The sequence below is a fragment of the Amycolatopsis sp. WAC 04197 genome (genome assembly GCF_003947475.1).
Taxonomy (GTDB): domain Bacteria; phylum Actinomycetota; class Actinomycetes; order Mycobacteriales; family Pseudonocardiaceae; genus Amycolatopsis; species Amycolatopsis japonica.
Window position 1 is genome coordinate 808,896 of sequence record NZ_QHJK01000001.1, and the last position, 22,053, is coordinate 830,948.

Annotated in this window: 19 protein-coding genes; 17 read left to right on the top strand and 2 right to left on the bottom strand. The window is 67.6% G+C overall.

The window, feature by feature from the left end; translation table 11 throughout:
- Positions 1-15: 15 nt before the first annotated feature.
- From rplK to DMC64_RS04065, 3 genes are all read left to right on the top strand, one after another.
- Positions 16-450, top strand: coding sequence for a 50S ribosomal protein L11 (gene rplK / locus DMC64_RS04055; protein ID WP_005152062.1), 435 nt, complete (start codon positions 16-18; stop codon positions 448-450).
- Between the two features lie 82 nt (positions 451-532).
- Entirely contained in the window at positions 533-1,246 is a 714-nt protein-coding gene (gene rplA / locus DMC64_RS04060) for a 50S ribosomal protein L1 (RefSeq protein ID WP_037332749.1), read from the top strand.
- Positions 1,247-1,323: 77 nt separating this feature from the next.
- A complete protein-coding gene (locus tag DMC64_RS04065; protein ID WP_037332746.1) occupies positions 1,324-2,088 on the top strand; it encodes an alpha/beta fold hydrolase in 765 nt (254 codons plus the stop codon).
- Between the two features lie 165 nt (positions 2,089-2,253).
- Here DMC64_RS04065 and DMC64_RS04070 read toward each other — a convergent pair whose 3' ends face one another.
- Entirely contained in the window at positions 2,254-3,099 is an 846-nt protein-coding gene (locus DMC64_RS04070) for a hypothetical protein (RefSeq protein ID WP_125732133.1), read from the bottom strand.
- A 329-nt stretch (positions 3,100-3,428) separates the two neighbouring features.
- On the opposite strand from DMC64_RS04070, the gene rplJ reads away from it, so the two are divergent.
- The 13 genes from rplJ to DMC64_RS04135 all read left to right on the top strand — a co-directional run bounded on the left by rplJ (position 3,429) and on the right by DMC64_RS04135 (position 16,487).
- Entirely contained in the window at positions 3,429-3,980 is a 552-nt protein-coding gene (gene rplJ, locus DMC64_RS04075) for a 50S ribosomal protein L10 (protein WP_016331060.1), read from the top strand.
- Positions 3,981-4,028: 48 nt separating this feature from the next.
- Positions 4,029-4,421 carry a 50S ribosomal protein L7/L12 gene (gene rplL, locus DMC64_RS04080; RefSeq protein ID WP_125732136.1) on the top strand — a complete coding sequence of 131 codons (393 nt, stop codon included), beginning with the start codon at positions 4,029-4,031 and terminating at the stop codon, positions 4,419-4,421.
- A gap of 499 nt (positions 4,422-4,920) precedes the next feature.
- Positions 4,921-6,090 carry an ABC transporter ATP-binding protein gene (locus DMC64_RS04085; RefSeq protein WP_125732138.1) on the top strand — a complete coding sequence of 390 codons (1,170 nt, stop codon included), beginning with the start codon at positions 4,921-4,923 and terminating at the stop codon, positions 6,088-6,090.
- Positions 6,091-6,128: 38 nt separating this feature from the next.
- Complete coding sequence (locus DMC64_RS04090) at positions 6,129-6,881, top strand: ABC transporter permease (protein ID WP_125732839.1); 753 nt, start codon at positions 6,129-6,131, stop codon at positions 6,879-6,881.
- A gap of 3 nt (positions 6,882-6,884) precedes the next feature.
- On the top strand, positions 6,885-7,721 hold the full coding sequence (locus tag DMC64_RS04095) for an ABC transporter permease (protein WP_016331063.1): 837 nt from the start codon (positions 6,885-6,887) through the stop codon (positions 7,719-7,721).
- Complete coding sequence (locus tag DMC64_RS04100) at positions 7,718-9,055, top strand: MCE family protein (RefSeq protein WP_125732140.1); 1,338 nt, start codon at positions 7,718-7,720, stop codon at positions 9,053-9,055. Before DMC64_RS04095 ends, DMC64_RS04100 begins: the two co-directional genes overlap by 4 nt.
- A 169-nt stretch (positions 9,056-9,224) precedes the next feature.
- Positions 9,225-10,256 carry an MCE family protein gene (locus DMC64_RS04105; protein WP_125732141.1) on the top strand — a complete coding sequence of 344 codons (1,032 nt, stop codon included), beginning with the start codon at positions 9,225-9,227 and terminating at the stop codon, positions 10,254-10,256.
- Positions 10,253-11,239, top strand: coding sequence for an MCE family protein (locus DMC64_RS04110; RefSeq protein ID WP_037332735.1), 987 nt, complete (start codon positions 10,253-10,255; stop codon positions 11,237-11,239). Before DMC64_RS04105 ends, DMC64_RS04110 begins: the two co-directional genes overlap by 4 nt.
- Positions 11,236-12,414: an MCE family protein gene (locus DMC64_RS04115; protein ID WP_125732143.1), complete on the top strand. Its 1,179-nt coding sequence runs from the start codon at positions 11,236-11,238 to the stop codon at positions 12,412-12,414. Before DMC64_RS04110 ends, DMC64_RS04115 begins: the two co-directional genes overlap by 4 nt.
- Entirely contained in the window at positions 12,414-13,616 is a 1,203-nt protein-coding gene (locus DMC64_RS04120; protein WP_125732145.1) for an MCE family protein, read from the top strand. Before DMC64_RS04115 ends, DMC64_RS04120 begins: the two co-directional genes overlap by 1 nt.
- Complete coding sequence (locus DMC64_RS04125) at positions 13,616-14,881, top strand: MCE family protein (protein WP_037332727.1); 1,266 nt, start codon at positions 13,616-13,618, stop codon at positions 14,879-14,881. Before DMC64_RS04120 ends, DMC64_RS04125 begins: the two co-directional genes overlap by 1 nt.
- A 31-nt stretch (positions 14,882-14,912) precedes the next feature.
- Entirely contained in the window at positions 14,913-15,434 is a 522-nt protein-coding gene (locus DMC64_RS04130; protein ID WP_037332725.1) for a hypothetical protein, read from the top strand.
- Between the two features lie 162 nt (positions 15,435-15,596).
- The gene (locus tag DMC64_RS04135) at positions 15,597-16,487 is read left to right on the top strand and encodes a hypothetical protein (protein ID WP_125732147.1); all 891 of its coding nucleotides are present in this window, start codon (positions 15,597-15,599) and stop codon (positions 16,485-16,487) included.
- A 185-nt stretch (positions 16,488-16,672) separates the two neighbouring features.
- Here the strand turns inward: DMC64_RS04135 and DMC64_RS04140 are convergent, their stop codons facing one another.
- Positions 16,673-17,839, bottom strand: coding sequence for a hypothetical protein (locus tag DMC64_RS04140; RefSeq protein ID WP_233629557.1), 1,167 nt, complete (start codon positions 17,837-17,839; stop codon positions 16,673-16,675).
- A gap of 647 nt (positions 17,840-18,486) precedes the next feature.
- Between DMC64_RS04140 and DMC64_RS04145 the strand changes: the two genes are divergently transcribed.
- Positions 18,487-21,987, top strand: coding sequence for a DNA-directed RNA polymerase subunit beta (locus tag DMC64_RS04145; RefSeq protein WP_037332717.1), 3,501 nt, complete (start codon positions 18,487-18,489; stop codon positions 21,985-21,987).
- Positions 21,988-22,053 lie beyond the last annotated feature (66 nt).

A 22,053-nucleotide genomic window follows, 5' to 3' on the forward strand; every position in this document is an offset into this window, starting at 1 on the left:
GAAGGAACAAACGAAATGCCACCCAAGAAGAAGAAGCTTGCGGCGATCATCAAGCTGCAGATCAAGGCGGGTGCGGCCAACCCCGCGCCGCCGGTCGGCCCCGCGCTGGGTCAGCACGGCGTCAACATCATGGAGTTCTGCAAGGCCTACAACGCCGCGACCGAGTCGCAGCGCGGGGACGTCGTCCCGGTCGAGATCTCCGTGTACGAAGACCGCACGTTCGACTTCAAGCTCAAGACGCCGCCGGCCGCGAAGCTGCTGCTGAAGGCCGCGGGCGTGGAGAAGGGTTCCGGCGAACCGCACAAGACCAAGGTCGCCAAGGTCACCTGGGACCAGGTCCGCGACATCGCGAAGACCAAGGAATCCGACCTGAACGCGCACGACATCGACCAGGCCGCGAAGATCATCGCCGGCACCGCCCGTTCGATGGGCATCACGGTCGTCGACTGAGTTCCACCCGGCACCACCGTGGGAGAGCCAAGTGCTGGCTCCAACACCACACTGATCCGTTGAAGAGTTAAGGACAGAAGCAATGCCCAAGCACAGCAAGGCCTACCGTCAGGCTCTTGAGCTGGTGGACCGCGAGCGGCTCTACGCCCCGCTCGAGGCCGCCAAGCTGGCCAAGGAGACCTCCTCCAAGAAGATGGACGCCACCGTCGAGGTCGCCATGCGCCTCGGTGTCGACCCTCGCAAGGCCGACCAGATGGTCCGCGGCACCGTGAACCTGCCGCACGGCACCGGTAAGACCGCCCGCGTCATCGTTTTCGCCGTTGGTGACAAGGCCGCCGAGGCCGAGGCCGCCGGCGCGGACGTGGTCGGCACGGACGAACTGATCGAGCGCATCCAGGGTGGCTGGCTCGAGTTCGACGCCGCGATCGCGACGCCGGACCAGATGGCCAAGGTCGGCCGTATCGCCCGCATCCTCGGCCCGCGTGGCCTGATGCCGAACCCGAAGACCGGCACCGTGACCCCCGCGGTCGCGAAGGCCGTCTCGGACATCAAGGGCGGTAAGATCAACTTCCGCGTGGACAAGCAGGCCAACCTGCACTTCGTCATCGGCAAGGCCTCGTTCGACACCGACAAGCTGGTGGAGAACTACGCGGCCGCGCTGGACGAGATCCTGCGTGCCAAGCCCTCGTCGGCGAAGGGTCGCTACCTGAAGAAGGTCACGATCTCCACGACGATGGGCCCGGGTGTCCCGGTCGACCCGGCCCGCACCCGCAACCTCCTCTCCGAGGACGCGTGAGTCTGAGTTAGACATCACTGAGAAGGGGGCGGTCCCGCTACGGCGGGGCCGCCCCTTTTTCGTGTTTGCTGGAGGGCATGCCTACCTTCGCGTCCTTCGACGGGCTTCAGCTGAGCTACACCGTGTGGGAAGGCCGTGGGCGCCCGGTACTGCTGCAGCACGGTTTCGCCGCGGACACGAACGCCAACTGGATCGCTCCCGGCGTCGTCGACACCCTCCAGGACGCGGGGCTGACCGTGATCAGCCTGGACGCGCGCGGCCACGGGCGGTCGGCGAAACCGCACGACGAGGCGAGTTACGGCGACGACGCGATGGTGCGTGACGTGTCGGCGCTGCTCGACTCCCTGGGGCTGGACGAGGTGTCGATGGTCGGCTACTCGATGGGCGCGATGATCGCGCTCGGCGCGGTGGCCGCGGACCCGCGGATCCGGTGTCTCGCGATCGGCGGGGTCGGGTCGGGGATCGTCGACTTCGGCGGCGTCGACACCCGTGTCGTCACGCCTGAGGCGATCAGCGAGGCGTTGCTCGCTTCGGATCCCTCGACGCTTCCGCCGTCCTCGGCGCCTTTCCGGGCGCTGGCCGACGCGTTGCGGGCGGACCGGATCGCGCTGGCGGCCGTCGCGCGCGGGACGGCGAATCCGAAACTGGACCTGACGGCGATCGCCGTGCCGACCCTGATCCTCGCCGGGGACACCGACCCGCTGGCCGCGGAACCCGAACGCCTGGCCGCCGCCATCGCCGGCGCCCGCCTCGTCCGCGTGCCCGGCGACCACATGGCCGCCGTCATGCACCCCGCCTTCGGCTCCGCCCTTGCCGGCTTCCTGACTTCGCACGACCTCTGACGCGACCTGCGTTTAGCCCCCTAATCGCGATCCGGCGCCCGCACCTGCGTTTCGCGGGCTAATCGCGATCCGGGGTGCGGACCTGCGTTTCGCGGGCTAAACGCGATCTGGCGGGCGCGTCGCCTTTCGCGGGCTAAACGCGATCTGTGGGTGAAGACGTTCAGGTCAGTTGCTGGTGGGCGGGGCGGGGCAGGGCTCGGGAGAGTTCGCGTGCCCGGTGATCAGCCACTGGCCCATCTCGACTTCCTGCAGGGTGAAGCTGCCCAGCAGAGGGCCGCCGCGGATGTTGTACCAGCACGAGTGGATCGTCAGGTTCTGTCGCGGGACCACGCTCGAGATCGGGCGCACCGCGTAAATGTACGGCGTGATGTCGGTGACCTTGGCGTTCAGCGCCGGAACGGCGGTCGCGCAGTCCGGATAACCGAGGTCGCGGGCGAACTGGGCCTGCGCCTGTTCGCTCATCGACAGGCAGACCTTTTCGACGCGGGTGGCGGGCGGGTACGGCTTGCCGATCGTGTCGTAGATGGCTCGAACGGCTTCCCACGGATTGGTCGAAAGCACCTGGTTGGTGTGGTGCTTGCCGCCGCCGCCCTGGACGAACGTCGCCGTGTCCTGCCCGGCGTCGCTCGGGAAGATCTGCCGGTAGACGATGGTGGCGCCGACGCAGAGCAGCACGATCACGATGATCCAGGCGAGGAGCTTCCCGCCCAGACGTCGCAGCCAGCGCGGCATGCGCGGGCGAGGGGCGTGCACGAGTTCGCCGGGCGGCGGCCCCGGAGGCGCCGGTGGCTGTCCTCCGTAGTACTGGGTCGCGGGCTGCGTGGTCTGCGACGGCACGAGCCCCTGCTGCTGTGCCTCGGTGAACTTCAGATAGTCCTGGAACTGCTGAAACTGCTGGAACTGGCGCAGTTGCTCCTCATCCAGCCGGGGCGCGGGCTGACCTCCCGCCTTGGGCTCGATGTCCGTGCCGGGCTCGCTGCCCGGCTTTCCGTCATCACGCTGCTCCGCCACGTCACCATGATGCCTCGCGAGGCCTCCCGCGCACTCCGCCGGTCGCGTTTAGCCCGCTAAACGCGATTTGAGAGGGGGGTGCTGCGGAGGGTGAAAGAGGGTCACGTACTCTTGTCAAGGTTCTACCGAAGACCGCTGGTCTTCTCCTGGTCATACGGCCTGGAGAACGAAGGCCCCGCTAGGGCGGGCGACCCGCGCAGGAGGAACGAGGCTCGCCCACGACGCATGTCGTCGTGTGCCCTGACGCCCCGCGCCTGTCTGCGCTGGGGCGTTTCGTCGTTTCAGGGCTCTCAAGGCCAGTGGACCACTAGCCAAGAGAGGAGGCGACCATGGCGAAGCCCGACAAGGAGGCGGCCGTCGCCGAGATCGCGGAGAGCTTCCGCAGCAGCTCGGCCACAGTCGTTACCCAGTACACCGGCCTCTCCGTGTCCCAGCTGTCCCAGCTGCGCCGCGCTCTCGGCACCAATGCCAAGTACCGGGTCGCGAAGAACACCCTCGTCAAGCGTGCCGCCACGGACGCCGGCATCGAGGGTCTCGAGGACCTGTTCGTCGGCCCGACCGCGATCGCCTTCGTCGAAGGTGAGCCGGTTGACGCCGCGAAGGCGCTTCGCGATTTCGCGAAGGACAACAACGCGCTTGTGATCAAGGGCGGCTACATGGACGGCAAGTCGCTGTCCGTGGACGAGATCTCCAAGATCGCCGATCTCGACAGCCGTGAGGTCCTGCTCGCCAAGGCGGCGGGCGCGTTCAAGGCGAAGCTGTCCCAGGCCGCCGCGCTGTTCCAGGCGCCGGCGTCCCAGGTCGCCCGCCTGGCTGCCGCGCTGGAGGAGAAGCAGCGCAACGCCGGTACCGAAGCAGCCGAAGCACCCGCCGAGAGCTGAACACCCCCCACCCCGAACTTTTAGTTCGTTTCAGAGAGGAAAGCCACCATGGCGAAGCTGAGCACCGCCGAGCTGATCGACGCCTTCAAGGAGCTCACCCTTCTTGAGCTGTCCGAGTTCGTGAAGGAATTCGAGGAGACCTTCGACGTCACCGCCGCCGCCCCGGCCGCCGTCGTCGCCGCGGCCCCGACCGCCGGTGGCGCTGCCGCCGACGCGGGCGCCGAGCAGGACGAGTTCGACGTCGTCCTCGAGTCCGCCGGTGACAAGAAGATCCAGGTCATCAAGGTCGTCCGTGAGGTCGTCTCGGGTCTGGGCCTGAAGGAGGCCAAGGAGCTGGTCGAGGCCGCTCCCAAGGCCCTCCTGGAGAAGGTCGACAAGGAGGCCGCCGAGGCCGCCAAGGAGAAGCTCGAGGCCGCGGGCGCCAAGATCGCCATCAAGTGATCTCGGGCGCGTCAGCGCCTACCGCAGCACCGTCGAAGGGGCGGGCATCCACACGGGTGCCCGCCCCTTCGCTGTCCCCGCCGACCTGCGTTTAGCCCCCTAATCGTGACGCGTAGCAAGGCTAAGCATTTGGGCGCGCCCAGGGTGTCAGATCGCGTTTAGCCCGCGAAACGCGATCTGTGCGGCGCGGAGGGCGACGGGCGGCCTGACCTGCGTTTCGCGGGCTAAACGCGATCCGGCCTGGGCCGGGGCAGGTCGTGGATCTGCGCACGGGAGTGACGTGCACTACGGTGCTGCAAGCGGTGCACGGGCAGGCGGCGGGCTGTGCGAAAAGTTACCCGCGGGTCTGGCCAGAAAAGAAAACTGGTGAGTAACCTGTTCGCACTCAGCTCGTTGCACCTGGTTGACGCGGGTATCGCTGCGCGAACGCATGCGTCCTCTCGGGCCAGTGGCACGGGAAGGCAGTGCGCGACGACGCGGAACAGCTCCTGGAGGTGCGATGGGTGCCGAGGTGGTCATCGAAGGTCTTTCCAAGTCCTTCGGTAAGCAGGCCATCTGGCGGGACGTCACGCTGACCCTGCCTCCGGGCGAGGTCTCGGCGATGCTCGGTCCGTCCGGAACCGGTAAGTCCGTCTTCTTGAAGTCGATGATCGGTCTGCTCAAGCCGGACCGCGGCCGGTGCATGATCAACGGCGTCGACATCGTGACGTGCTCCGAACACCAGCTCTACGAGGTGCGCAAGCTCTTCGGCGTCCTCTTCCAGGACGGCGCGCTCTTCGGCTCGATGAACCTCTACGACAACGTGGCCTTCCCCCTGCGGGAGCACACGAAGAAGTCGGAGACCGAGGTCCGCCGGATCGTGCTCGAGAAACTCGAGATGACCGGTCTCAACGGCGCCGACAAGAAGCTGCCCGGCGAGATCTCCGGCGGTATGCGCAAACGCGCCGGTCTCGCCCGCGCGCTGGTGCTGGACCCGCAGATCATCCTGGTCGACGAGCCGGACTCCGGTCTCGACCCGGTCCGCACCACGTACATCTCCCAGCTCTTCCTCGACGTCAACGCGCAGATCGACGCGACGTTCCTGATCGTCACGCACAACATCAACCTCGCCCGCACCGTCCCGGACAACCTGGGCATGCTCTTCCGCAAGGAACTGGTCATGTTCGGTCCGCGCGAGGTGCTGCTGACCAGCGAGGAGCCGGTCGTCAAGCAGTTCCTCAACGGCAAGATGGACGGCCCCATCGGCATGAGCGAGGAGAAGGACTCGGCTCAGCTCGCCGCGGAGCGCGCGATGTTCGAGGCCGGTCACCACGCGGGCGGTGTCGAGGACGTCAGCGGGGTGCCGCCGCAGATGCAGCCGACGCCCGGCGTGCCCACCCGGATGGGCGCGGTCCGCCGCAAGGACCGCGTCATGCAGATCCTGCACGGCCTGCCGCCCGAGGCGCAGCAGAGCATCATCGAGTCGCTTTCCCCGGAGGAGCAGCAGCGCTACGGCGTCCGCCCGCAGCGTCTCGCCACCGCCGGCCACCGGTCGGCGCCGGTCGACAGCTCGATCCCGAACCACCACCAGGGCCAGCTGCCCGACGACCAGGTCGCCCACATCCCGCATCCCGGGAGAGCGGGCAACCACCGCTTGCGGCCACAAGATCCGGGGTCAGGTGGCGCGTGAGCTCTCCCGCTTCATCGGCGAAGATCCCCGGAATCGGCATGGTGCGCGAGACCGGGAACCTGTTCGCTCTCGGCCTCGACATCGTTCGTGGCATCTTCCAGCGCCCGTTCCAGCTGCGGGAGTTCATCCAGCAGGCCTGGTTCATCGCGAGCGTCACGATCCTGCCGACGGCGCTCGTCGCGATCCCGTTCGGCGCGGTCATCTCGCTGCAGTTCGGGTCACTCGCCCGCCAGCTCGGCGCCCAGTCCTACACGGGCGCCGGGTCGGTGCTCGCCACCGTGCAGCAGGCCAGTCCGCTGGTCACGGCGCTGCTGGTCGCGGGCGCCGGCGGTAGCGCGGTCTGCGCGGACATCGGCGCGCGGACCATCCGCGAGGAGATCGACGCCATGGAGGTGCTCGGCGTCTCCGCGGTGCAGCGGCTGATCGTGCCGCGTGTACTCGCGATGATGCTGGTGGCGCTCCTGCTGAACGGCATGGTCAGCGTCATCGGCGTGCTCGGCGGGTACTTCTTCAACGTCGTCCTCCAGGGCGGGACGCCGGGCGCGTACCTGGCGAGCTTCTCCGCGCTGGCCCAGCTGCCGGACCTCTGGGTCGGCGAGCTGAAGGCGCTGATCTTCGGCTTCATCGCCGCGGTCGTCGCCTCCTACCGGGGACTGAACCCGTCCGGCGGCCCGAAGGGCGTCGGCGACGCGGTGAACCAGTCGGTCGTCATCACGTTCCTCATGCTGTTCGTGGTGAACTTCGTGATCACGCTGATCTACCTGCAGATCGTGCCCGGAAAGCTGGACTGACGCATGACCTTCCTCCAGGGCGCCAAGCGGGTCGCCAACCGTCCTTTGCAGACTCTGGACAACCTCGGTGACCAGATGTCGTTCTACGGCCGCGCGTTGCTGTGGACGCCGAGGACGCTTCGCCGCTACATGAAAGAAGTCCTGCGGCTGCTGGCCGAAGTGAGCTTCGGTTCCGGCTCGCTCGCCGTCATCGGCGGCACGGTCGGCGTGATGGTCGGCCTGACCCTGTTCACCGGTGTCCTCGTCGGTCTCCAGGGTTACTCGGCGCTGAACTCGATCGGCACCTCGGCCTTCACCGGCTTCCTGACCGCGTTCTTCAACACCCGCGAGATCGCCCCGCTGGTCGCCGGTCTCGCGCTTTCGGCGACCGTGGGCGCGGGCTTCACCGCCCAGCTGGGCGCCATGCGGATCTCGGAGGAGATCGACGCGCTCGAGGTCATGGGCGTGCCGAGCCTGCCGTACCTGGTGACGACGCGGATCATCGCCGGTTTCGTCGCGGTCATCCCGCTGTACGTCATCGGCCTGCTGAGTTCGTATCTCGCGTCGCGGTTGGTCGTTATCTACATCTACAACCAGTCAGCGGGTACCTACGACCATTATTTCGACCTGTTCCTACCACCACAGGATGTGTTGTATTCGTTCATCAAGGTGCTGTTGTTCAGCGTCTTGATCATCCTGTCCCATTGCTATTTCGGATACCGGGCCTCCGGTGGCCCCGCCGGTGTCGGCGTGGCGGTCGGTAAAGCGGTCCGGCTGAGCATCGTCACGGTGTCCATCATGAACTTCTTCATCGGTTTCGCGATCTGGGGAACCGACGTCACGGTGAGGATCGCAGGATGATCGCGACAGTCCGGCGCAGGCTACTGGGTCTGCTCCTGGTCGCCGTGCTCATCGGCGGAGTGGCGCTGAGCATCGCGCTGTACCAAAAGGCGTTCACGCCCGTCGTCAGCGTGAAGCTCCAGTCGGGCAACATCGGGAACCAGTTGCTGAAGCAGTCCGACGTGAAGGTCCGCGGCCTCATCGTCGGTTCGGTCAAGGACATCACCGCGACCCCGGACGGCGCCGAGCTCACGCTCGCGCTGAATCCCGAGTCGGCGAAACTGATCCCGCAGAACGTTTCGGCGCGATTCCTGCCGAAGACGTTGTTCGGTGAGCGTTTCGTCTCGCTGGAGATCCCGGACGCGCCGTCGGAGAAGACGATCGCCGAAGGCGACGTGATCACTCAGGACCGTACGTCCGGCGCGGTCGAGCTGGAGCAGGCCTTCGCTCATCTGATGCCGGTCTTGCAGGCCGTCCAGCCGCAGAAGCTGTCGAGCACGCTCTCGGCGATTTCCACCGCCCTCAACGGCCGCGGTGACCAGCTCGGCGACACCCTCGCGCAGCTCGGTGACTACGTCGGGCAGCTGAACCCGCACGAGCCGAAGCTCCAGCAGAACCTCAAAGAGCTCGCGAAGTTCTCGGACAACCTCAACGCCGTCGCCCCGGACCTGGTGCAGACCTTGGACAACCTGAGCACCACCACCCGCACCGTGGTGGACCAGAAGATGAACCTGGCGAACCTCTACGGCAGCGTCACCCAGGCTTCGGTCGATCTGCAGACGTTCCTGCAGAACAACGCCGACAACCTGATCCGGCTCGCCGACACGGCCCGCCCGACGGCGGAGCTGCTCGCGAAATACGCGCCGGAGTACCCCTGCGTGATCGGGCAGATGGCGGCCAACCTGCCGAAGATCGACAAGGCGCTCGGCAAGGGCACCGACCGGCCCGGTCTGCACGCGACCATCGAGGTCACTGTCAACCGCGGGCCGTACCTGCCGGGCAAGGACGAGCCGCGGTTCGAGGACAAACGCGGTCCGCGCTGCTACGACCTCAAGCAGTTCCCGGACCCGTTCCCGCAGTACCCGCCGGACGGTCCGATCAAGGACGGCAGCACGGTCAAGCAGCCGGCACGTTCGGCGAACGACGGCCTTTCGCCGTCGAACGGCTTCGCGAACGTCGGCGGTTACAACGGCGGGGGAGCGCCCGGCGGTAGCCCGTCCTACAGCGCGTCCGAATCGGACTTCCTCGCGCAGCTGATCGCCCCGCAGGTCGGCATGTCCGCCTCGGACGTGCCCGGCTGGGGATCGCTGCTCGTCGGTCCGCTCTATCGCGGGGCGGAGGTGCACGTCCAGTGAGGGGATTGGTTCTCGCGCCCCGCTGCGAAAAGGTGATCGACACGCGCGCGCCCCGGCCGAAGGCCTCGCTATCGCGGAGGCAGGCCGCCTTCACCGCGCGACCGCCGGTCATGGGCGGTAGCCGCGGCCTGGCTACGCGATCGCGATCGCGCGCGAACGGGGGGAAGGCATGAGGGGATTGCTCGCTCCGCTGATCAAGCTCTGCGCCTTCATCGTGGTCACCGTGCTGTTCACGACCATCCTCGGGATCAGCATCGCCAACGTGAACACCACCAGCACCAACGCCTACAAGGCGCGGTTCAGCGATGCCACTCTGTTGCTGCCCAACGACGACGTCCGCATCGCCGGCGTCCGGGTCGGGCAGGTCAAGGACGTCCGCATCGTCGACCGCCGCCAGGCCGAGGTCGAGTTCGAAGTGGACGCCGGACGCAAACTGCCCGCCGGGGTCACCGCGCAGATCAAGTTCCGGAACCTGGTCGGCCAGCGTTACGTCTCGCTCGGGCAGGGCACCGACTCCTCCGGCAAGACCCTGGAGCCGGGCGGGAACATCCCGCTGGAGCGGACCACGCCCGCGCTCGACCTGACGCAGCTGTTCAACGGGTTCAAGCCGCTCTTCACCGCGCTCAACCCGGACGACATCAACAAGCTGTCCTACGAGGTCATCCAGGTCCTGCAGGGCGAGGGCGGCACCGTCGAGAGCCTGTTGAAGCACACCGCGTCGCTGGCCACCACGATCTCCGACAAGGACAAGGTGATCGGCCAGGTCATCGACAACCTGAACTCGGTGCTAGACACGGTCAACGCGCACACGCCGCAGCTGAACGACCTGATCGTCAAGCTGCAGCAGCTGGTCTCCGGGCTGGCCGCGGACCGCGAGCCGATCGGCGACGCCATCGACTCGCTCGGCACCCTCGCCAAGACGACCTCCGGTCTGCTCGGTGAAGCCCGCGAGCCGCTCAAGCAGGACATCGCCGCGCTCGGCACGCTGTCGAAGAACCTCAACGACAGCCAGCCGATCGTCGAGCACTTCATCCAGTTCCTGCCGCAGAAGGTGACGGCGCTGACCCGCACCGCCGACTATGGCTCCTGGTTCAACTTCTTCGCCTGTGAGATGACGGGAGCCGTCGCCCTGCCTCCGCTGATCAACGAGCCGATCAACCTGCCGCTGCTGCCGGTGAACCGGGCGAGGTGCACGGCATGAAGTCGTTCCGGAAACGCAATCCGATCCCGATCGCGCTCGTCGGCGTCTCGGTGCTGCTGCTCGGTTTCATCGCCGCGCTGAACTCCGAGGACCTGCCGGTCATCGGTGGCGGGACGACCTACACCGCGGACTTCAGCGAGGCTTCGGGCCTGCAGGAGGACAACGACGTCCGGGTCGCCGGCGTGAAGGTCGGGAAGATCTCCGAGATCAAGCTCGACGGCGACAAGGTCCGGATCTCGTTCAAGGTCAAGGACGCCTGGCTGGGCGACAAGACCAGCGCGGCGATCAAGATCAAGACCGTCCTCGGCCAGAAGTACCTGGCGCTCGACCCGCAGGGGCAGCGCACGCTCGACCCGAGCGCGACCATCCCGCGTGAGCGCACGATGTCGCCGTTCGACGTCCTCGACGCCTTCCGCGGCCTTTCGCAGACCGTCGACGACATCGACACGACGCAGCTGGCGAAGAGCTTCGACGTCATCACGGAGACCTTCGCCGACACCCCGGCCGACGTGAAGGGCGCCCTGACCGGCCTTTCCCGCCTCTCGGACACCATCGCCAAACGCGACTCGCAGCTGTCGAGCCTGCTCGCGAACACGCGGCAGGTGTCGCAGACGCTCGTCGACCGGGACGCCGAGTTCCAGAAGCTGCTGGCCGACGGCAACAAACTGCTCGGCGAGGTGGCCAAGCGCAAGGAGGCGATCTCCGCGCTGCTGGACGGCTCGCGCAACCTCGCGACCCAGCTCAAGGGCCTGGTCGACGACAACGACGCGCAGCTCGACCCGGTGCTCGCCCAGCTCGACCAGCTGACCTCGATGCTGCAGCGCAACCAGGACGCCCTGGGCCAGGGCATCGCGCGGTTCGCGCCGTTCATCCGGGTGTTCACGAACACGATCGGCAACGGCCGCTGGTTCGACAACTACATCTGCGGACTGGTCCTGCCGTCGTTCGGGCCGATCAACGACAAGGGGTGCTACGAGAAATGAGTACCCGTCTCGGTTCCAGCCTCGCGCGCGGCTTCACCATCGCGATCGTGCTCGCGCTGGTCGTCGCCGGCGCGCTGTGGTGGACGCTCAAGGACGCGGGCCGCAACCACGTGACCGCGTACTTCGCGGGCACCGTCGGCCTCTACGAAGGCAACAGTGTCCGCATGCTCGGCGTGGACATGGGCACGGTCACCAGGATCCAGCCGATGGGCAACCAGGTCCGCGTCGACCTCGAATACGACCGTTCGGTGGCGGTGCCCGCGGACGCGAAGGCGATCATCGTGTCGCCGTCGCTGGTCAGCGACCGCTACGTGCAACTCGCCCCCGCGTACAAGGGCGGCCCGCGGATCGCCGACGGCGCCGTCATCGGCCTCGACCGCACCGAGGTGCCGCTGGAGGTCGACGAGCTCGCCGCCAGCCTGTCCCGGGTCAGCAAGTCGCTCGGGCCCAACGGCGCCAACAAGAACGGTTCGCTGTCGAACCTGCTCGACACCGCCGCGAAGAACTTCGACGGCAACGGGCAGGCGCTGCACGACACGATCACGAAGCTCGGCCAGGCCGCGGGCACGTTGTCGGGTAACAAGGACGACCTGTTCAAGACCGTCGAGAACCTCGGCTCCTTCTCGAAGACGCTGGTGAACAGCGACAAGCAGGTCCGCGACTTCGAACGACAGCTCGCCGACGTCAGCGGATTCCTCGCAGGGGAGCGGGAGAACCTCTCGGCGACGGTGAAGCAGCTGTCCGACACGCTCACCGCGGTGCAGGCGTTCATCGAGAAGAACCGCGACCGGCTCAAGTCCAATGTGGACAAGCTGGCCAGTGTGACCAAGGTGCTCGTGGACCAGCGCGGCGCGCTCGCCGAGATCCTCGACGTCGCCCCGGTCGGCCTCGGGAACCTGGTCAACACCTACAACGCCTCGTCGGGCACGCTCGACGCGCGGGCCAACCTCAACGAGCTCACCCAGCCGCCGCTGGTGATGGTGTGCAACCTGCTCAAGCAGACCCCGGACGCGCTCGACGCGCTGGGCGACGCGTGCAAGGGTGTCGCCGGGCTGGTCGACGGGCTGGTGCCGTTGCCGTCCATCGCCCAGGTGATCCAGTCGTCGCAGGCGGGCCAGCTGCCGCCGCTGCCGCTCCCGATCGCGGGTCAGCTCTACGGAACGGCGGCCAAGTGATGAACAGGAAACTTGCTTTCGCTGCCGTCGGGACCGTCGCGGCGCTGACGTTGAGCGGCTGCGCGTTCAGCGGGATCTACGACGTCCCGCTGCCGGGCGGCGCCGAACTCGGCGACCACCCGTACACCGTCAAAGTGCAGTTCCGGGACGTCCTCGACCTGACCCCGCAGGCCGGGGTGAAGGTCAACGAGGTCGCCATCGGCCGGGTCGAAGCGATCGGCCTGACCCAGGACGGCTGGAACGCCGAAGTCACCCTCCGGGTCAACGGCGACGTGAAACTGCCGGCGAACGCGCTCGCCAACGTCAAGCAGTCGAGTCTCCTCGGCGAGAAGTACGTCGAGCTGGCCGCACCCGCCGACGGACAGGGCAAGCTCGCCGACAACGCGGTGATCCCGCTGGCCCGCACGAACCGCAGCGTCGAGGTCGAGGAACTGCTCGGCGCGCTTTCGCTGCTGCTCAACGGTGGTGGGGTGGAACAGCTCAACACCATCACCAAGGAGCTCAACAACGCCACCACCGGCCGCTCGCCGGAGCTCAAGGCGCTGCTGAACAACACCAACGAGCTGGTCACGAACCTCGACAAGCAGTCCGCGAACATCACGCGGGCGCTCGACGGGCTGAACCGGCTCTCGCTCACGCTGAACGGCCAGAAGGACAAGCTGGTCGGCGCGGTCGACAACCTCGGCCCCGGGCTCGGTGTGCTGGAGCAGCAGCGCGGTCAGCTGGTGACCATGCTGAACGCGCTCAACCACCTCTCCGGTGTCGCTGTCGACACGGTGAACAAGAGCAAGGAAGACCTCGTCGCCGACCTCAAGGCACTGCAGCCGACGCTGCAGAAGCTCGGCGAAGCGGGCGCGGATCTGCCGAAGGCGCTGGAGATCCTGTTGACCTTCCCGTTCAGCGACGCCGCCTATGACGGCGTCAAGGGCGACTACTTCAACCTCTTCGCGAAGATCGACCTGAACCTGAACGAGATCCTCAAGAACCTCGGCCGCAGCCGTCAGAACCCGCTCCAGGACGTCGTCCCGGTGCCGGGTCTCACCGGCGGGACGGAGGGACCGGGGGCGAATCCGCCGCTGCCGATCCCGGACAGCGTCGGCGGTGTCGCCGGTGGCCAGGCGAGCGCGCCGCAGGGTGGCGGGCAGCCGCAACAGACCGGACCCGCCGGTATCTTCGGCGTGCTTTCGGGAGGTGCCGGCTGATGCTGGTCCGTAGGACGAAGATCCAGCTGGTCGCGTTCGCGATCATCTCCGTGGTCGCCATCGTGTACGCGCTGATCCGGTTCGCCGGGCTCGGCCAGGTCTTCGGCGACGAGGGCTACACGGTGAAGCTGCAGCTCAAGCAATCCGGCGGCATCTTCACCAACGCCGAGGTCACGTACCGCGGTTTCAACATCGGCCGGGTCGGCGAGCTGCGCCTGACCAAGACCGGGCTGGAAGCCGATCTCAACATCTCGCCGGACGCCCCGCAGGTGCCCGCCGATCTCGACGCCGTCGTCGCGAACCGGTCGGCGGTCGGCGAGCAGTTCGTCGACCTGAAGCCCAAGAGCGACAAGGGACCGTTCCTGAACGCGGGTTCGGTCATTCCGGCCGACAAGGTCAAGACGCCTGTGCCGACCGAGCAGCTCATCGGCGACCTCGACAGCCTCGCGGCCTCGGTGCCGACCGACTCGCTGCGCAAGGTCGTCGACGAGTCGTACAACGCCTTCAACGGCACCGGCCCGGACCTGCAGCGGCTGCTCGACACCGCGCGGAGCTTCACCACGACCGCGCAGGAGTACCTGCCGCAGACGATCCAGCTGCTGGAAAAGGGCGGGCAGGTCCTCGAAACGCAGAACGAGATGTCGAGCTCCATGAAGTCGTTCAGCGCGGACCTCAACAAGCTCTCGGGCACGCTGAAGAACTCCGACGCCGACATCCGGAAGCTGATCGGGATCACCCCGCAGGTGGCGAACCAGATCAGCGAGGTGCTCGCCGAATCCGGACCGGGGCTGGGCGCGCTGACGGCGAACCTGCTCACGACGTCGAACCTGCTGGTGACCCGGCTCGACGGGCTCGAACAGGGTCTGGTGACGTACCCGATGCTGGCCGCGGGCGCGAACAGCGTCGCCAACGACGGCACCGCGCACCTGGGCCTCGCGCTCAACCTGTTCAACCCGCCCTCGTGCACCAAGGGCTACATCGGCCTCGACAAGTACCGCGAAGGCACCGACACGACGCCTCGCGCGCCGAAGGACGACGCGTACTGCGCCGAGCCGAAGGGCAGCCCGATCAACGTGCGCGGTTCGCAGAACGTGCCGTACAACGGGGTTCCGCAGATCCCGTCGGAAGGCGACGTCGCGGCGAACGCGGGCCGTTCGGCCGAGGAGCTGGCCAGCCTGCGCGCGGCGCAGGGCATGCCGAGCGTCCTGCAGAGCCCCGGGGTCAGCCTGCCCACCCTCGGCACGCTGCTGGGCCTGCCCGGCTGAGCCCGAGACCGTATACCTACCCTGGAGTGTCATGAGTTCTTCTCGATCGCGGACCCTGGTACTGGGGGCGGCGGCGTTCGCGCTGGCCGCCTTCCTCGCCGCGGCGATCTTCGGTGTCATGTGGGCCGTGGCCGCGTCGGACGACAACGCCGACCTGGCGCGCTCGCGGGACGACGTGGTCAAGGCGGGCGGCACCGCGATCAAGGCGTACACCGAGGTCGACTTCGAGAACCTCGACGAGTTCTTCAACAAGCAGAAGGCCGTCTCCGACGAGAAGATGAGCCAGCAGCTGGCCCAGCTGGAGCCGACCTACCGCAAGGCGCTCGGCGACGCGAAGACCAAGGTCGTGACCACGATCCAGGACATCGCGGTCGAGGAACTCGACGACCACGAGGGCAAGGCGAGCTTCCTCGCCGCCATCTCCACCCAGGTCACCCAGGGCGACAAGGCGAGCTCGAAGGCGTTGCGCCTGGAGGTCTCGATGACCCGGGTCGGCGATGAGTGGAAGCTGTCCGGCATCGACAACGTGCCCCTCGTCGCGGCCGGTCAGTAAGAGCGTCACCTAGAATGGAGCCACGTAGTGCCCCCCTCCCGTCGCCAGCCCCCTCGCAGCACTCCGCCGGTGCGCCGCCCCCGGGTGGCCGGCCTGCGACGGCCCGGTGCGTCTCCTGCTTCCGCTCCTGTTTCTCCGGTTTCGGACGCGCCTGTTTCGGAGGTGCCTGCCTCGGAGGTCGAGGTCGAGGAGACGCCGGTGGCGAAGCCGGCGCCGGTCCGCCGCCCGTCGCCGCGGCCGGCTCCGGTTCCTGAGCCGGAGCCCACGCCTGAGCCGGAGCCTGAGGTCGAGTCCGCTGAGTCCGTCGAGGCCGCTGAGGACACCGAGGTCGCTGAAGAGCCTGAAGCTCCCGAAGAAGAGGTCGTCGCGAAGCCGACCCCGCGTGCGAAGGCCCGCGCGGTCGCCGAGGAGAAGCCGGACGACCTCGAAGAGGCCGAAGCCGAGGTCGACGAATCCTCGAAGGACGAGAAGAAGCCGGGCTCGAAGCAGCTGATCCTGGCGGGCGCGCTGGTCGTCGTCGGGTTGCTGCTGGCCGCGACCGCGGTGCTCTTCAAGATCCAGGCCGACGACGTGTCGAGCTCGACGAACAACACGGCGCTGCTGGACGTCGCGAAGACCGCGCAGGTCAAGGACCAGGTCGCGAAGGCGACCGAGGCGCTGTTCTCGTACGACTACAACAACATCGCGAAGACCGAGACGGCGGCGGCCGATCTACTGGTCAACGACGACGTGCGGGCGAAGTACAACCTGCTGATGGGCGAGGTCAAGCGGCTGGCCCCGCAGCAGAAGATGGTCGTGACCTGCAAGGTCACCCGCAGCGCCGTCATCCGGCTGGAAGGCGACCGGGCCGATGTGATGGTGTTCGTCGACCAGAGCTCGACGCGGGCCGACACGAACAAGACCACCGCGGGGAGCGCGCAGCTGCATTTGAACGCGGAGCTGCAGGGCGACAAGTGGAAGATCACGGCGATGAACACCTACGCCGCTCCGCCGAACCCCACCGCTTCGTCGGCCCCCGCTTCACCCCCGGCCTCCCCGGCCCCCTCGAAGTGACCCACCCGGATCGCGTTTAGCCGGCTAAACGCGATCCGCCTCCGCGACGCCCCGTCGTTCCGTGAAGGCCTCCTTAAGGGACCCAGAGTCCCTCAAGGAGGCCTTCACGGCTTTCCGGCCGCCCGACCCCGCTGACCTGCGTTTCGCGGGCTAAACGTCACGCGTCGGCGCGTGGACCAGGGGGCTCAGGCGCCACCACTCGACCGGAGCTTGTAGCTCGCCGTGCGTGCCTTCTTGGCCATCTTCGGGTCCGGGTGGTCCGTGCCGACGACGTTCAGGAGTTGGAGCCGGTCCGGATGGCCGGAGGACGTCAGCAGGTCCACGATGTCGAAGCGGTCGTCCATGTCGGCGAGTTGATGGACGAACGCGCCGAGCGCGTGCATCGCCGCGTAATGGTCGGCCATCCCGAGGACGACCTCGTCGCGGGTGATCGTTTCCCGGTCGACCGCGCCACGTTCGGACAGCCACATCGCGGCGGCCGCGCCGACCAGACCGCCTTCGGCCCGGACCCCCGCAGCGGTCTCCAGACCGATCTCACCGGTCTCTCCGAGCGCGATCAAGGCGAACAGCCGTTCTACGGGGAGCCGCGCCGTGCGGAGGAACGCGCTCGCCTCGGCCGCCGCGTCGGAGGGGGACCGATGCCGGACCCAGGCCTTCAGCTCCGCGTCGATGACCCCCGGCCCGGACGCGGCGAGGCGTGTGCTCAGCTCGCCGAGACTCTGCTCCGCCGCCTCACCGATGACCGGTGCGTCCATTCCGGCCTCGCGGAGCGCCCTGTTGATCGCCCAGACGGCGATCGGGGTGAGGCTGAGTACGTGCGGGGAGGGATCGGGTTTTCCGGCGATCTCGGCGATCAGCGCGAGCCCGGCCGGGTCCGCGGTGCCCTTCTCGATCGCGCCGAGCCGTTCCAGCAGATCCAGCGCGACGCTCGTCGCGTACCGCGTCGATTCGCCCGGCGCCTGCGCGAGCTCGATGGCTTCGAGAAGGAGCTCGACCGGCATGGCGACCGGACCCGACCGGTAGAGCGTGAGTGTGATCGTCGCGACCAGTCCGAAGGGCAGAGGCTCGGCCTCGCCGATCGTCGAATACAGCCGCTCCCAGAGCCGGAGGGCGTCGTCGACGAGCGTCGCGTTCTCCTCGACGGGCACATGCCTGCCGTCGACGACGCGGACCAGCCCGGCCACCTCCGCCCACCGGGCAATCAGCGGGTCGTCGCCGGCTGACCCGGCGACGTATCCGCGGACCTCGCCGAGAAGGGGGCTCCGCTCCGCGGCCTGCCGCAACTCGGCTTCCGGCCGCATGGAGACCGGGGGCATCTCGGCACTGGCGTCCTGCTCCCACGTTTCGCTCACGCCGCCCAGTCTGGCAGCGCCCGCCCGGTGCGCGTCGCGATTAGCCCGCGAAACGCAGGTGCGCCGCGTCGCCTGTGCGCCGCACCAGACGGCCCACCGGTCACAACGGTCACACGGCCCGGGTCCGCCCTGGGCGCCCCGCCGAGCGCCTGGCCCGACCCGGTGACCGTCCGGGAAGCCCCGACGGCCGGATCGCGTTTAGCCCGCTAAACGCAGGTCGGCGCGCCGGGGCCGCCACCTGCGGGTACCGGGCGGTAACCAGGATGATCGTCCTGTGAAGCGCCCGGCGCGGAGCTACTTCCACGCTGCGCCAACCGGCGGGACCACCGCGCGGCATCTTGACTCAGAGCCCCTGTGGGGTCACGCTTACTGGCAACGGTGAGAACCGGCGGTGCCCTTGCGGGAGGGACGGCCCGGGGAGGCCGAGGAGAGGCATACCTGAAGACGTTGCGAAGCAGGCTGGGCCCCATCGGGAGCGCCCCCTGGACAGACCGCGACGTTCGGGCTAGACTGCTTCTTTGCGCCGCCCTCTTTCAGGCTGCCCGGAGCCGGTAGTTAGGATAGTGGGCACACGGCACCCTTGACAGTTCGCATCAGCTGTTGCTGACGCGGCTGCTCACCGCTCATTGTCCCCGGAAGGACGCATCTTGGCAGTCTCTCCCGCGAACCAGGCCACTGCTGCGACCACCTCGGCTGTATCTCGCTCGGAGTCCACGGGAATCCCGGGAGCCCCCAAGCGGGTCTCCTTCGCAAAGATTCGCGAGCCGCTCAGCACCCCGAACCTGCTCGACGTGCAGATCAGGTCCTTTGAATGGTTCACCGGCGACGAGGCGTGGTTCGAACGCCGCGTCGAAGAAGGTGAAGAAAACCCGGTCGGCGGCCTGGAAGAGGTCCTCAACGAGATCTCGCCGATCGAAGACTTCTCCGGATCCATGTCGCTGTCCTTCTCCGACCCGCGCTTCGACGAGGTCAAGGCCTCCGTCGAGGAGTGCAAGGACAAGGACATGACGTACGCGGCCCCGCTGTTCGTGACCGCCGAGTTCGTGAACAACAACACCGGCGAGATCAAGAGCCAGACGGTCTTCATGGGCGACTTCCCGGTGATGACCGACAAGGGCACCTTCGTCATCAACGGCACCGAGCGTGTCGTCGTGTCCCAGCTGGTCCGTTCGCCGGGTGTGTACTTCGACACCAGCGTCGACAAGACCACCGACAAGGACGTCTTCAACGTCCGCGTCATCCCGAGCCGGGGTGCCTGGCTCGAGTTCGACGTCGACAAGCGCGACACCGTCGGCGTCCGCATCGACCGCAAGCGCCGCCAGCCGGTCACCGTGCTGCTGAAGGCGCTCGGCTGGACCACCGAGGCGATCCGCGAGCGTTTCTCCTTCTCCGAGACGCTGCTCGCCACCCTCGAGAAGGACCACACCGCCGGCACCGACGAGGCGCTGCTCGACATCTACCGCAAGCTGCGCCCGGGCGAACCGCCCACCAAGGAGAGCGCGCAGACGCTGCTGGAGAACCTGTTCTTCAAGCCGAAGCGCTACGACCTGGCCAAGGTCGGCCGGTACAAGCTGAACAAGAAGCTCGGCCTGACCACGCCGTACGACACCGGGACGCTCACCGAAGAGGACATCGTCTCGACGATCGAGTACCTGGTCCGCCTGCACGCGGGCGAGGACAAGGCGACCGTCGGCGACCAGGTCATCCCGGTCGAGACCGACGACATCGACCACTTCGGCAACCGTCGTCTCCGCACCGTCGGCGAGCTCATCCAGAACCAGATCCGCGTGGGTCTGTCCCGGATGGAGCGCGTCGTCCGCGAGCGGATGACCACCCAGGACGTCGAGGCGATCACGCCGCAGACCCTGATCAACATCCGCCCCGTCGTGGCGGCGATCAAGGAGTTCTTCGGCACGTCGCAGCTGTCGCAGTTCATGGACCAGAACAACCCGCTGTCGGGGCTGACGCACAAGCGTCGTCTGTCCGCCCTCGGCCCGGGTGGTCTGTCGCGTGAGCGCGCCGGCATGGAGGTCCGTGACGTCCACCCGTCGCACTACGGCCGCATGTGCCCGATCGAGACGCCGGAAGGCCCGAACATCGGCCTGATCGGTTCGCTCTGCTCGTACGCGCGGGTCAACCCGTTCGGTTTCATCGAGACCCCGTACCGCAAGGTCGTCGAGGGCCGCGTCACCGACCAGGTCGACTACCTCACCGCGGACGAGGAAGACCGTTACGTGAAGGCGCAGGCGAACGCGCCGATCCACGACGACGGCACCTTCGTCGAAGACCGCGTCCTGGTCCGTAAGAAGGGCGGCGAGGTCGAGCTGATCGACCCGCTGGACGTGGACTACATGGACGTCTCGCCGCGGCAGATGGTCTCGGTCGCGACCGCGATGATCCCGTTCCTCGAGCACGACGACGCGAACCGCGCGCTCATGGGCGCGAACATGCAGCGTCAGGCCGTTCCGCTGCTGCGCAACTCGGCCCCGCTGGTCGGTACCGGCGTGGAGCTGCGTGCCGCGGTGGACGCCGGTGACGTGCTCGTCGCCGAGCAGGCCGGTGTGGTCGAGGAGCTCTCGGCCGACCTGATCACGATCATGCACGACGACGGCACGCGGAAGAGCTACGGACTGTACAAGTTCCGTCGCTCGAACCACGGCACCTGCTTCAACCACCGCCCGATCGTCAACGAGGGCGACCGGGTCGAGCAGGGTCAGGTCATCGCCGACGGCCCGTCCACCGAGAACGGTGAGATGGCGCTCGGCAAGAACCTGCTCGTCGCGGTCATGCCGTGGGAGGGCCACAACTACGAGGACGCGATCATCCTCTCCGAGCGCCTGGTGCAGGACGACGTGCTCACGTCGATCCACATCGAGGAGCACGAGATCGACGCCCGCGACACCAAGCTGGGCGCCGAGGAGATCACCCGGGACATCCCGAACGTCTCCGAGGAGGTCCTCGCCGACCTCGACGAGCGCGGCATCATCCGCATCGGTGCCGAGGTCCGCGACGGCGACATCCTGGTCGGCAAGGTCACGCCCAAGGGCGAGACCGAGCTGACCCCGGAAGAGCGCCTGCTCCGCGCGATCTTCGGTGAGAAGGCCCGCGAGGTCCGCGACACCTCGCTGAAGGTGCCGCACGGCGAGACCGGCAAGGTCATCGGCATCCGCGTGTTCTCGCGTGAGGACGACGACGAGCTGCCCCCGGGCGTCAACGAACTGGTCCGCGTCTACGTGGCCCAGAAGCGGAAGATCCAGCCGGGCGACAAGCTCGCCGGCCGCCACGGGAACAAGGGTGTCATCGGCAAGATCCTCCCCGCCGAGGACATGCCGTTCATGGAGGACGGCACGCCCGTCGACATCATCCTGAACACCCACGGTGTCCCGCGTCGTATGAACATCGGCCAGGTCCTGGAGCTTCACCTGGGCTGGCTGGCGTCGCAGGGGTGGAAGATCGAGGGCAACCCGGAGTGGGCGAAGAACCTCAACGAGGAGCTCTACGACGTCGACCCCGGCACGAACACCGCGACCCCGGTGTTCGACGGCGCCAAGGAAGAGGAGCTCACCGGGCTGCTCGGCGCGACCAAGCCGAACCGCGACGGCGAGCGCATGGTCAAGCAGAACGGCAAGGCCACGCTGCTCGACGGCCGCTCCGGCGAGCCGTACCCGTACCCGGTCTCGGTCGGCTACATGTACATCCTGAAGCTGCACCACCTGGTCGACGACAAGATCCACGCCCGGTCCACCGGCCCGTACTCGATGATCACGCAGCAGCCGCTGGGTGGTAAGGCGCAGTTCGGTGGCCAGCGGTTCGGCGAGATGGAGTGCTGGGCGATGCAGGCGTACGGCGCCGCATACACCCTGCAGGAGCTCCTGACGATCAAGTCGGACGACGTGGTCGGCCGCGTCAAGGTGTACGAGGCCATCGTCAAGGGGGAGAACATCCCCGAGCCGGGTATCCCCGAGTCGTTCAAGGTGCTCCTGAAGGAGCTCCAGTCGCTCTGCCTCAACGTCGAGGTGCTGTCCAGCGACGGCGCCGCGATCGAGATGCGCGACTCCGACGACGAGGACCTCGAGCGTGCCGCGGCCAACCTCGGCATCAACCTGTCCCGCAACGAGTCGCCCTCGGTGGACGACGTCGTGCACTGACCCGCGATGAGGCGGGAGCCTGCCTCCCGTGGGCTCCCGCCTCCGCTCGCCAACTCCTCTAGTCGC